The sequence below is a fragment of the Brevundimonas sp. ALps5 genome, from assembly GCF_058681645.1.
The window spans coordinates 3,050,315-3,062,728 of the sequence record NZ_CM178744.1 but is presented as its reverse complement, the minus strand read 5'-3'; the positions used below and the strand labels follow the sequence as shown (position 1 = coordinate 3,062,728).

Annotated in this window: 7 protein-coding genes; 4 read left to right on the top strand and 3 right to left on the bottom strand. The window is 65.6% G+C overall.

Features of this window, described 5'->3' with window-relative positions; translation table 11 throughout:
- Positions 1 to 16: 16 nt before the first annotated feature.
- The 4 genes from ACW172_RS14520 to ACW172_RS14505 all read left to right on the top strand — a co-directional run bounded on the left by ACW172_RS14520 (position 17) and on the right by ACW172_RS14505 (position 3,508).
- Positions 17 to 1,063, top strand: a complete 1,047-nt coding sequence (locus ACW172_RS14520) for a S1/P1 nuclease (protein ID WP_492032147.1) — start codon at positions 17 to 19, stop codon at positions 1,061 to 1,063.
- Between the two features lie 168 nt (positions 1,064 to 1,231).
- Positions 1,232 to 1,939, top strand: a complete 708-nt coding sequence (locus ACW172_RS14515; RefSeq protein ID WP_492032146.1) for a hypothetical protein — start codon at positions 1,232 to 1,234, stop codon at positions 1,937 to 1,939.
- On the top strand, positions 1,936 to 2,520 hold the full coding sequence (locus tag ACW172_RS14510; protein ID WP_492032145.1) for an RES family NAD+ phosphorylase: 585 nt from the start codon (positions 1,936 to 1,938) through the stop codon (positions 2,518 to 2,520). The genes ACW172_RS14515 and ACW172_RS14510 overlap by 4 nt, the downstream gene beginning before the upstream one ends.
- A 97-nt stretch (positions 2,521 to 2,617) precedes the next feature.
- Positions 2,618 to 3,508 (top strand): S1/P1 nuclease, encoded by an 891-nt coding sequence (locus tag ACW172_RS14505; RefSeq protein ID WP_492032144.1) that lies wholly within the window; start codon positions 2,618 to 2,620, stop codon positions 3,506 to 3,508.
- Positions 3,509 to 3,683: 175 nt separating this feature from the next.
- Here the strand turns inward: ACW172_RS14505 and ACW172_RS14500 are convergent, their stop codons facing one another.
- From ACW172_RS14500 to ACW172_RS14490, 3 genes are all read right to left on the bottom strand, one after another.
- Positions 3,684 to 5,549, bottom strand: a complete 1,866-nt coding sequence (locus tag ACW172_RS14500) for an N-acetylmuramoyl-L-alanine amidase (RefSeq protein WP_492032143.1) — start codon at positions 5,547 to 5,549, stop codon at positions 3,684 to 3,686.
- On the bottom strand, positions 5,546 to 6,421 hold the full coding sequence (locus tag ACW172_RS14495) for a hypothetical protein (protein WP_492032142.1): 876 nt from the start codon (positions 6,419 to 6,421) through the stop codon (positions 5,546 to 5,548). Before ACW172_RS14495 ends, ACW172_RS14500 begins: the two co-directional genes overlap by 4 nt.
- Before the next feature lie 938 nt (positions 6,422 to 7,359).
- On the bottom strand, positions 7,360 to 12,240 hold the full coding sequence (locus tag ACW172_RS14490; protein ID WP_492032141.1) for an NACHT domain-containing protein: 4,881 nt from the start codon (positions 12,238 to 12,240) through the stop codon (positions 7,360 to 7,362).
- Positions 12,241 to 12,414: the final 174 nt, after the last annotated feature.

The following is a 12,414-nucleotide window of genomic DNA, read 5'->3' as shown; positions in this document are numbered from 1 at the left end:
CCTCTCCGAGAGAACATTGTTCGCCCACATCTGGGGGAGTTGCGATATGACGCGGTGGGTCTCGGCGGTCGTGCTGGCTCTGACGGTCCTGGTCGGGCTGGCGAGCGCCCCACCGGAGGCCCGGGCCTGGGGGCGCCAAGGCCATCTGACGATCTGCGACCTCGCCTATCGCAATCTTACGCCCACCAGTCGCGCGGCCCTGATTGAACTGATGCAATCCAACGCGGGCGGCGTCCAGGTGCCGGGGCGCGGGCGGTTGCCGGATCGCCACTACACCTCGTTCAACATCGGCTGTCTCGAGGAGGACGCGATGCCTCGCGCCCATCCGGATGACCACTTCATCAATGTCGGGCGAGATATCCTGTCCATCGACAGCGCGGCCTGCCCCCGGGACGGCGAGTGCATTCTTTCGGGCATCACCCGCGATCTGGCCATTCTGCGCGATACCTCGCGGTCTCGAGCCGATCGGGTTTTCGCGCTGATGGCCATAGGCCACTGGCTCGGCGACATTCACCAACCCTTGCACGTCTCCTTCGCGGACGATCGGGGCGGCAACGGGATCGACGTGCCGAGCTTCCGCTGCGGCGGATCGAGTTACCGGTCTGATAACCTGCATTCGGTCTGGGATGCCTGTATTCTCGAGGCCGGACTGTTCAACCGCGTCCGCAAACGCGCCGACTACAAGTCGAGTTGGGGCGCCAACACGATCACCTACCGGGCGGTCGACACCCTGATGGCGAATACGAGCCTCGCGCAGGAGCGGACGATCATCCAGGGCGATCCTCAGGCCTGGGCCAATGAGTCGTATGCGATCACGCTCGCCCCCACGACCCTCTACTGCGTCCGCGTGGGGCCCAACTGCCAGTATTCCGCCACGACCGCGGTTCTGAGACGCGGCGCTGCAAAGCGGGTCCAGACGATCGATGCCGCCTATCTCGCGGCCCACGACCGCGTGGCCGAGGATCGCGTTCGCTACGCCGGCTTCCGTCTGGCTCACCTGATGAATCAGGCGCTGGACCCGGCCTACACGGGCCCTGTCGCGAACGGCGCACAGCCCACCTGACGCCGGTCCATCAGGACGACAGAACGCCGGGCTGGTTCACGGCGGTGCGACCACGCGCCTGGAGAATGAAAGCTGCCAGCCGTTTCGATGGTTGTTTTGGTTGCGTTGGTTGTCCTCCTGTTGAAAAAGGAGGATAGTGCCCCCAGATGGAGATCTAGGGAGCCCGCCATGCCAGCCTCGATGACCACAAAACCGTCCTCTATCCGCAAGGGCGTGCGAAGCGCCCGATCCGAAGAGCATGGAAACCTGGTGTCCGGGACGGTTTACCTCGCGACAGGCAAGGCGCTGGACGGCATGGTTACCTTCACGCACGCGCTTCCGAAGGGCGCGCGGTTTGGGCTGATCCTCGAAAGCGCAGAGGCGCGAGAGGCCGTGACCCATATGGACGGACCTGTCCACTTCGAGATCATCCAGGCCAGCAGAGAGGCTGCGCAGGGCGTCGCGCCGGACCCGGACGCCTCGGCCTATGAGCCCAGTGCGCAAGCGCAGTTGCTGGCCCGCGGCGTCAAACGTCGCAACGAGGATCTGGTGAAGGCCGAGGGAGCCTTTGAACTGGAGCAGGTTCGCGAGCTCATGAACGGTGTGACGTCTCAGGCCGTATCCAAACGGGTTCGCGAGGGCTCGGTGCTTGCGGTACCGGGTCCTTCCAACCGTCGTCGTTATCCGGTGATCCAGTTTCTATCGGACGGATCCGTGGTGGAGGGATTGAAAGCCGTGACCAGGGCCTTTCCGAGCAAAAGTCCGTGGATGTTGCTGAGCTTTCTCGTCAACAAGGACAGCGCCCTGGGCGGCGCGCGGCCCATTGACGTCCTCAAGGCCGGAGATGTGGCGCGCGTTGTCGAATCCGCCCGTCGGATCGGCGTCCAGGGCGCGTGACCGCGCCGAAACCGCCGGCGAACCTCGCCTCGCGGACACCGCTGATCATCGAAGTCCCGGCCGGCGCTCTCCTGCACCGTTTTCACAATGGTGCGTTCGGGCCTGTTTATTTCGACACGTCGGATCTCGGCCGGCTGAACGCCCCCGACGGGAGCTACGGCACGACCTACGTCGCGGCGGCGGTTGAGGGCGCTTTTGCGGAGTCCTTTGAGCGGAACCCGGGTCTTCAACTGCTGGCCAGGGACTTCATCGCCTCAAAGGCCTATGCCACCCTCTCGTGGCCGCGTCCGCTGAAGCTGGCGATGTTGCACGGGCGCGGGCTTTCGCCTCTGGGGGCTACGGCAGCCGTCACCCACGGCGCGCCGCCCTACGCTATCGCCCAGCAATGGTCGGCGGCGCTGTTTCATCATCCCGCCAATCTGGACGGGATCGCCTACCGGGCAAGTCACGACGACGATGAGCTCTGCTACGCCATCTTCGAACGCGCCGGTCCGCCCGACATCGTCGAGACCCGCAAGGACCTTCATCAAAACTGGTTCTACCAGTTGATGCTCGACAGGTCGCTGGACCTGACGGATTGAGACCGCTGGAGCCTCGGGACAGGTCGGACGCTGAAACTGAACCGTCATCAGAATCCCCTACATCCAAACTTCCCTCACCTGTCTGTAGAGACCCCAAATGGCCCGGACCTTCGGCGGAACTGTCGCAGCCCTTGTAGCCGCCTGCCTCCTCCTGCCGGCGCCGGCCATGGCCTGGGGCGGCGCCGGCCACAGGCTCATCGGCGATCTCGCCTACGAGCAGCTGACCCCGCGGGGGCGCGCGCTCGTGGATCGACTGGTCGCCCAGTCTCCGGGCCAGGAGGGCGCAACCGCCTGCCCCGTCGCGTCTCTGGCCGATGCCTCGACCTGGGCCGACTGCGTTCGGGGCGCACACATGGCCAGCTTCGACTACATGAGCACGCTTCACTACGTGAACACGCCGATATCTCGCCCGGCTCCGACCGGCCTCTTCTGCATCGACGGCGATTGCGTGACCGGCGCGATCCGCCGAGCAGAGATCGATCTCGCCAATCCCGGGCTTTCAGATCTCTCGCGATTGCTGGTGCTCGAACAGCTCGCCCATTTCATTGAGGACGTCCACCAACCGCTTCATGTCGGCGAGAATAGCGACAAGGGCGGCAACGACGTCCAGATCACCCCCCTCCCCGGCGGACGGGCGCGCAATCTCCACGCCCTGTGGGACGGCGATCTGGTGACGGCGGCGGTCGGCGCCGATCAGGAGCGGCTCGGCGAGGTGCGCGATCTCATCCGCGCCCACGGCGCCGAATGGCGGGGCCAGTCGGTGGAACAATGGGCCCTGGAGAGTTTCCAGATCAGCAAGACCTACGCCTACCCAAACCTCGTGACGCCGCCGGCGGCCGACCAGGGACGTGCGAACGGGGGTCAGATCAGCCAAGCCTATGTCGACGGCGCCACGCCGATCGTTCGCGAACAGCTCGCGAGAGCAGCGGTCCGTCTGGCCGAGGCCATCAACAGGGCAGCTGCGGCCGAAAGCACGTCCGCCGGCTAGAGTTTCAGCGCCAGGCAGGCCCGAGGCGCGGCCACCACGAAATGGCCAAGGTCCGCTTCCTGGTCGCCTTGGCGTGCCCGTCCCGCGCGTCCCAGGTCCGGACCGATCCCTGACGCGAGACCGCTCCCCTCCTCCTGGGTACTCAGAGCCGAGGCGATCCCGGTGCTGGCCCTCGCTACGGGCCCAGGTCGATCTCCGGGTCGAGCGGCTTCGCATCCGGCCCCAGGTCCAGTCTCGCATCCTGCGTCAGCCGATCCAGGTCGTCCGCTTCGGCAAAATGCGCCTCAATCGCGCGCGCGACCGCCTCGACCACAACGGCGCGCCGGACCGGATCCGCGAGCCGGGCTTCATCCCCCTCATTGGTGATGAAGCCGAGCTCCAGCAGGGCGAAGACGCCGATCGGATAGGTCGAAAGCGTCAGGGCTGCGGTTCGCTGGGGATTGCTCAGCGTGGGGATATCGGCCTCTTCAAGCTCTTTGATCACAAGATCGGAAAACCGCCGTCCGTCTCCGCCGCCGAACGCGATGCCGGGTCCGAAAAGGGCGGTGACGGCATGTTCGGTCCGCAGTTTCCAGGTCGTCTGGGCCGGGGTGCCCAGATAGACGCTGGACCCGCGGGACTCGGCCTGCTCGCCCGCGTCGAAGTGGATCGACAGGAAAATATCGGCGAACGCCCGACCGGCGAGGCTGATCCGGGTCGACAAGGGCACTTCCACTTCCGTCTCCCGGGTCAGGATCACCTCGATGCCGGGTCGCGCGTCTAGTCTTCGTTTGAGTTCAAGTGAAAAGGCGAGATTGACGTCGCTTTCCCGCGACGAAGCGCCGGTCGCGCCCGGATCCCGGCCGCCATGCCCCGGATCGATCATGATGATGTGCCTGCCGTCCAGTCGGGGAGCGACAAGGGGGGGCGGCAACGGGGATCCGCTTCCCGGCGAGACGACCGCTTCGCCCAGAAGATCGAGGACGGGAGCCGGGGTCCAGTCTTCCGAGCCGGGCGCCTGGTAACGGATCTCGAAATAGACGGCATCCGGTTGCCCGGCCCCGGAAACCACGGTCCCGATGCCGTCTCCACTCCGGACAGACCAGCTCGTATCGACGAACACCTGATCCAGATTGGCGTAGGCGCTGAAAAATTGGTCGGAATGCCGGATCAACACGACCTTGCCGGGATAGGGATCGAGGTGACCGACATAGGCCACCGTTCCCGCGGCCGCGGCCGTGACCGTCTCTCCCTCCCCGACGCCGAGAAGAAGCCCTCCCGAATTGGCTGGGTAGGCCGCGCCTGTCGCATGAACCTCGCGCGCAACGACAGGCCAGCTGAAGAGGCCCGCGCCGGCCAGGATGATGTCCGAGCGGTCCTGGGCCTGGGCGCGGGCATTGCGGCCGGCCGCCGCCGACTCTGCCGCCGACGGCGGATCGGGCGGACTCAGGCGCGTCCCCGCCAGTTTGGCGATGTAATCCAGACGCAGGACGCTCGCCACGGATTGCCCGCCCGTCTCCTCGGCCGTGCGAACCAGTCCCACCGGCACGCGATCGAAGATCACGGGCGCTCCGCTCATGCCGCGCTGAACCGACCTCAGACTGTCGCTCGCCGAGAGATTGACGGTCCGATCGTCCAGGGCTGCGAGGACGACGGCGCGGGTCAGACGCGAGCCACTGGCGACGCGGAACCAAGTGTGGCCAAGGGCCACACTCAAGGCACGCTCGACGGCGACGGTGCTTGGCGGAGCGGGACAGGTCGCGATCGGGTCGACGGGACGCAACAGCGCATAGTCGATATCGGGATCGACATAGACCGTTTCGGCTCGACCCACGCCGTCGTCCGTCCAGATCTGGACTTCTGACGCTCCCGCGAGAACGTGCGCGACGGTGACGATCAGGCATTCGCTACGCCCGCGGATGGCCATGCCTTGGCCGAAGGCGCCTCGCCCGTCGGGGCTGCGGATCATGATCGGGCTTGAGGCCTCTGTCTGGGCAGACGCGGATAAGGCGCCCGCCCAGTAAAGCGCTGCGACGAAGAGGGCGGAGGCGAGGCGTTTCATGGCTCTGAGGGAGTCCGGGCGGCGAAAGCCTGAGCCGCGGCGAGAAGATTGAGCATCACAGCTCCGCAAAAGAGGACGATGCCCCATTCCGATTGCGCCCTGACCTTGTCCCAGAAGGTCGGGGCCACGACGGCGACCCCCGCCTGGTTCTGGCCGACCCTGGAAATTTCGGCGTGATCGCCGCGCGCACGAACCATCAGCGACAAGCCGTCAGTTCCGGACCGGAGCACGCCATGGGCGACCGCTTCGCCGAGATGGTCCGCCGCGTCGAAGACGCGGACCTCGTCGCCCATCGCCAGTCTTGTTTCCGTGCGAACAAAGCCCGACCGGAAGGGGCGTGAGGAGGACTCGACCGAAATCGTCCCGCTTCTGAGAAGCCGCAGATTCGTGGCGGCCGGCGTCGGCACGGCCCCGACGACGGTCCGACCATCGATATTGAGGGTGGGCAATTCGCCTGACCAGGTCAGGGACAGGGTCGGGGGCATCGCCAACGCTTTCCCGCTGCCACAGAAGATTTCCAGCCCGCTTCCCCCGCCGCCCACAAGCTCACCCGAAATCGTTTGCCCGTCGACGTGATCGAAGACGATCTGCAGCGGCGCCCGCAGCAGCTTGGGAAGAACAAGGGCCGGCGCCGGACAACCCGGGACGGAAGGCGGCAGGTCGATGCGTCCGAGCGCCAGCCAGGCGGGCGGACGATCTCCCTCCAATACGGTAAGGTCGACACGCTCGGTCACCGCTTCGACGACGAAGGTCGCCGTGCGGGGCATCGCAGCGACTGCCAGCGCCAACCCCAGCAACAGAATGTCGACGACGGCTGTAGCCGAGAATACAAGCCCCGGGCTGACCCAGCCCAGTCTGGCGATACGGCTCAACCGCATCCGGACCCGACTAACACGCGCCACGTATCGTCGTCCTGATCGTGGGCAACGCCGTTCCGTGATATCGGCGATAGACCGCTACAGTCATCGCTTCGCCACACCGCGGCTCAGGCACGGTGCAAACCCGGTCGAAGGACCGCCCGACGACCGGCGCCCCTACCGCATCGCGCAGCGGCGTACACGCGGTCTCCGGCTGACCCCGCGCCGAGGCGGCCACATAGTTGGTCTGTTCCGAATTCACCAGCAGAGCCAGTCGATCACGGGGCTGTCCCACCCAGCGCGTACTAAGAAATCCGCTCGTCCCTCGACAGTCGGCGGTCGCTGATCCCTGGGCGGACACCGCGAGTTCTCCAAATCGCGCCCCGCTCCTGCGCAAGACCCGGGCCTCCAGCGAAAAGCGCATCCTCGAGGAATGACCGGTGTTGGGCGCGACGAACTCGGCGGCGTAAAGTCCGGACGCTCTCTCGATGAAGACGCACACGAATCGATCAGCCGGTCGCAGGCCCCCGACCTCGATTTCAGTGTTCCGCAAACGGCCGGCCGCATTTGGCCCCGAGAGTCCGACCAAGCCTTCGCCGCTGACCTCGACGGAAGACCGCACATGCTCCGTCAGTTGGGGGGGGCGGATCAGAACGCGAGGCATTTGCCCGGGTCTGGGCGGGCTGCCCTGCACGGCCAGCACCGCGAAAGTCATCGCGCAGGTCAGAAGTTTCATGGACGGAGCCTCTCAACCTTCGAGTTCATCGGCCGCGGCCCGGCGAGTCAACCACCGGTATGCGAAATCCATCCGGGCCGCCGGACGCCGTGGTTTGGCGGCCCCTCATCTATGATCGAATGAGGCCTGCGAAGGCCCTGACCAAGGGATCGTCGGCGGCGGGCGTGGACAACACATCCACGAGGTACTGGAGGCCGCCCGACTTAACCCAAGCTGGTCAGACCCCATCGCGAAGAATCTCGACGAGCCGCTGGCGAACCGGCGTGTCTGGACGGCTTCTCCAGAGATCCACACCTGTAGAAGCGACGGGCTCGAGACGCAGTCGTGAAATCGCCGCATCCACCCAGCGCCGAAGGTCGGGCGTGACGCCATAGGCCGCGGCCATCAAGGAGACGAGGGTCAGGATTTCCCCCGCGGTCGGCTCACAGTTGAGAACAGCCATCAGCTCGCTTGCGATCGCCGGCTCCCGCTGCAGTCGACGAACCGCACTGGGCAACCAATAGGGCAGTCCGTCCCAGATCTCGACCTTGAGTGTGTTGGACGCCTCCCGCAGCGCCCGCACCACGCGCTCGGGCCGGGAGCCCGCCATCGTCACCTTCATGACCACCGCGGTCATCGAAAGCTCCGGCCCCGCCTCCCCGCCGAGCGCGACAAGCCGGGAGAAGACGTGAGCGAATACTTCCGACTCCGGCCAACCGTCGCTCAGCGCCGCGATCGCGCCGAACGAACCAAGGTCGTGACTGAGGTCCACGATCCTTTGGAAGACTGCCGGGTCATCATGAAAGTCCTCGGCGAGAATGCGGGCCGCCATGAACACAGACTCGATCTGATTCCAGCTCCCCCCGCCGCGGCTTAGCAGATCGAGGCAAACGGTTTTCAGCGCCCCGCGCCCCGTCCGCTCGCGGGCGCGAAGCGCAAGGACCGCCGGTCGGGGGTGGGCCAGACGCAACTGGCGCTCCACCGCCTCGGCCACCGCTTCCCTTCCCGCCTCGTTGGCGGCGAGGCGCGGCGCCATTTCGGTAAGGAAGATCTCATCGTCGATGCCGAGCGCGGTGTTCACCGAAGGATCGCCCAGCGCGGCCGCGAGGGTCGGCCAGGCCTTGGCCAAGGCCCCGAAGGCCGCACCGTAGTCACGCCAGCTGTAGAGATACTGCACTTCCCAGCCGTCTTTGGACTCCCGTGCGGCCTGGACGAGATCCCCCCGGCCTATGATCCCGAGCGCCGCGACGCCGCCCAGCCGCCGGCCGGCCATACGACCGCCGATGGCGAGGAGCTCGCGAGACAGGAAGGCGACATAGTCATCGTTGACGTCGGCGCGAGACTGCCGGCATTCTGCAACGGCGATCAGCGCTGCGGTGCACACGTCTTCCTCGCTTTCCTTCTGCGCCTGAACGAGAAGGTCCATCGCATAGTCGTCGTCTACCGCCCGGTCGCGGAGCGCCTCGACCACCGTCATTCGGAGCGCGTCAGGCAACGGTGCCGAGACTTTCAACACTTCGGCCCGCATTTGCGGAATGTGACCCTGGCAGAGGGCGACCACGCCCGTCAGTCCCGCGGCCGTGTGAAGAGCCTGTGTCGCAAATGCCTGGACTTCGGGAGCCTCCTTGAAAGCTTCGATGATCGCTGCCGTGTTTAGTCCCGACCAGAAATAATCGCTCTCCTTGTCAAGCTTTAGGGCGGCTTGCAGGATTTCAGGGTCATCAGCGATGGGCCCGGTCGCCATCAGACCTTTGAGGATCCGGTCGGCGCGCCCGTGCCGGCCACCCTTGCGCGTTTTCAGAAGGCGGATCAGCCGCGTGCGACAGGCCTTTTTGTCTGCCATGATTTCCGGCAGACGATGCGCGACTTCGGACAACTGGTCGTCATCCCAGTCGACGAGCTTCTGCAGAACCTCTTGAACGCCCCGGTCGTGAGGCCAGAGATCGAGGAGTGCATCGACAAGCCAAAAATCCAGGTAAGATCGCTCAAGCTGCCGAGACAGGAGCTTGGCCTTGAAAGCTTCGCTGCGCCCGACATAGGCCGCATTGGCAAGGCCGAAATCATCTTCGACGCTGTCCAGTCTGTCTTCAAGCGCTCTGGCCAGGATCGGATGCCCGGAGAAATGCTCGCGGATTTGGCGCCAGTGGCCGTGGAAGGCGAAGAATCCCTTTTGCCGGCCCAACAGTTCGACCAGAACACGTGCGATCTCATCATCGCCAGGGAAGGTTTCAATGGCGACTGCCAACGCGGGATCGCGACTCCAGCTATGGCGATCCGTCAGCAAGATATCCCGCAAACTGTCCCAGTCTCGCCACCCCCGGGCCAGGAGAGCGGGTATCGCCCCATCGTAGGCGATCTCCTCGCTCAGCATCCAATGTACCAGTCGGTCGCGATCGGCCGTCTCGGGACGGCCGAGCGAAACGCGACCTTCGATTCCGGCCAGAGCAATAATCCGGGATTGCGAGCCGGCGGCGCGATCCACGACCTCGTTGGTCTCATCATGGCCCGGCCAGCCGGCGACGAGCCCTGCAACAGCCGCCGCAACGACGCTGGACCGTGTGGCGTCGCGGGCAAGCTCAGCAAAGCGCTCTCGCCAGGTTTCATCGGCCTGGTGTCGCCGCGCCAAGCCGGAGGCCGCCATTACGGCGTGTTCCAGCCGGTCGTCGTAGAGGCACCGCCAAAGCACATCATCGACCTCGGGCTCTGACCATTTCGCGATCAGCCGGATCGCATCCAGGTGGTTCCAGTCGGCCCACTTCGGGAACCAGAGCGACAGGCGGGGACGCACTAGAAGAGCTGTTTGCTCCGAGCCCAAGCCCGCAATCACGCCCTGCAGGATTTCGACGCGCTGGGCCTCAAAGGGGCGAGCCTCCACGGCCGCGAAGAACCGTTCAGCCAGCCGTCGTGTCAGCGTCGAGGAACGAACGACCTCCGAAAAGGCGATGTCGCACAGCAGAAGTTCCCGGGACCAGTCTATGGCGGGATCCGCACAGGCGCCGGCGTCGATCGCCTCGACGATGCGCTCGACATCGCTTTCACGTGTCGCGGCCTGGGCGGTGAACAACAATACGTCCCGCCACTGGGGGTCCCCCGCCCAACGAGAAAAGAGCTCGCATTGGGCGACGAGGTCCTGGGCGTTGAGATGACTGGCCGCCAGAAACTCCTGGAAGGCTCGATGGAGGAAGCCCACCGTCAATGGCGACTTCTCGACCAGAATCCCAAGGGACTCCTCGCCAACGGCGATCAACCGACGCGCGCCCGCAGCGGCGTCCGCCTCTGAAACCCCCAAGTACTCGACAATGCGGTCTGCGCAAAACCTGACGGCGGCCTCCGTGCTGATCGCGTCGAGGCCAGCTTCGGCGCGGCCGCCTTCCTGGATGTGAAACGCCAGTGCTCCCAGAATTCTCCGACGCATCGGAATATCCAGATCGCCGCCGCTGGTCTGCGCCAAGGCGGCTTTGCCGCGCGCCCGTGGATGGCTTTCAAGCAGCCGTACGGTCAGCTCCCGATAGGCGGCGTAGCGATTTCGGGGCAGCCCGGCGCCGTCGAGGGCCAGCGCGAGAAGACCGCCGAGCATCAGGGGAATAGTCGCTAGGCTCGCGATCTCTGCCGAACGACCGATGTCAGCGACGATACGTTCCGCCCGCGCCCGGGCCAGTGACCGGGGATCGGACACGCCGCTGCCCACGTCGGCGATAGGCGCTTCCAGCCATGCGCTGGCGAACTCGACCTGTTGCGGGGATGTGAGGCCCGCAAGTTCGTAGCGCGCCCACCGGGCGTCGAGGCTGCCGAGCAGCCGTCCGCCGTGCGGGCGGCTGGTTACGATCGCGGGAAGATCCTGCACGGCGACATAGGCGTTCAACAAACCCAATGCCGTGTCCGCCGCGGTCTCACCGCTCCATTCATCAACGCCGTCAACGAGCAGGACGGCCCGGCCGGTTCGGAGCGCGCGCCGAATGAGGCCGACGATCTCGGGGCGCCCCTGGGCCGTCAGCCACGCCGCCGCCGCGGCCTCCAAGGAGATATCCGCAGGGGGCACGGCGCTCTCGATGAGACGAGTCCAATATGGGAAGGACACCCATACGGGCAGCCTGCCCGACCACGCCTCGCGCATCGACTGGACACGAGGCGTCTCGGACAAGAGGTCGAGAGCGAGATAGCGCAGGAGCGTGCTCTTGCCGGCTCCCGGCGGACCCAGAACGATTGACGCGCTGGCGCTTCCCGCCCACATCTCAAGCGGTATCCGCTGTCGCTCTCGGACCGACGTGGCGTCCGAAGAGCCCGAGCGGGTCCGACGCTCGCCCTCCTGCCCCTCCTGCCCATCCGGCTCGAGATGACGGCCGCCCCGCGGCTCGGGTGTTGTCTCCGACGGCGCGAGCAGGTCGTGAGGCACATAGCGCGCTCGTAGAGGCACCGCGGTCGGCGGCCGCAGGGTCGCTGACGACGCCCGTAAAACCCCGGGGTCTACGGCCGCGAAGTGCGCCTCATAGACATTCAAAAGGCTCTGCTTGAGCCGGGAATAGTCTCCCCTCGGGAGGTGATCTTCCAAGCTCTGGACTGCCGCCGCGCCACAGAACTTCTCGGTCCAGGGCCGATCAAAGAAGTCGTCGACGATCCGGGGGTGGACTTTCAACGTCTTCGACAATTTCACGACGTCGCGAACATCCAGAATCACGTTCTTTTCAGCCAGCCTCATGGCTTGGCCCTCAATCGCGAGCGCCAGTTCGGTCGGCGTCATGTCGGCGCTTGTGGCGAGGACGAACCGGCTGGATTTTGCGGCCCAGCTGCCCGCGAGGAAGCGATCGACAGCCTTCGTGAGACGCGCCGGAGTCATTTTCGCATAACGTTTGGACTGCCAAACGACATAGCGGTCGTCGCCCGGGTGCCTGACCAGGATATCGATCCCGCCCTGCTCCTGACCCGCTGTCCCGAAAATCTGGAAATGTTCGGGTTCTCCGTCGATCTCCGCTAGCCGAAGACAAAGCCGCTCGAAATCCTCCCAACCGAGCGCACCGAGAGGCAAACGCGGCTGACGCGGCGCAACAGGCGGATCCGGCACGACGCCGCTGGGTGGCTCGCTGACCCAGGACGGCTGTTCGGCGATATCGAGCTTGGACATAGCGGTTCACGATCGGCGGTGAGCCACATTCAGAGTGGCACAAGACTCGGGCCCTTACGGCTTCCAGTTGAGCCTAGAGCGGCCTCGCAACAGAAGGAAACAGATTGGCGGTCCCATTCCGAGAGTCGGATGCGCCGATCAGCGGTTTCACCTGTAGGGGCCTGACGGCGGCGC

Bases quoted from the DNA above. Each gene is read 5' to 3' on its own strand.
- ACW172_RS14515 (WP_492032146.1), top strand. From the start codon at position 1,232: ATGCCAGCCTCGATGACCACAAAACCGTCCTCTATCCGCAAGGGCGTG.
- ACW172_RS14505 (WP_492032144.1), top strand. From the start codon at position 2,618: ATGGCCCGGACCTTCGGCGGAACTGTCGCAGCCCTTGTAGCCGCCTGC.
- ACW172_RS14500 (WP_492032143.1), bottom strand. From the start codon at position 5,549: ATGAAACGCCTCGCCTCCGCCCTCTTCGTCGCAGCGCTTTACTGGGCG.
- ACW172_RS14490 (WP_492032141.1), bottom strand. From the start codon at position 12,240: ATGTCCAAGCTCGATATCGCCGAACAGCCGTCCTGGGTCAGCGAGCCA.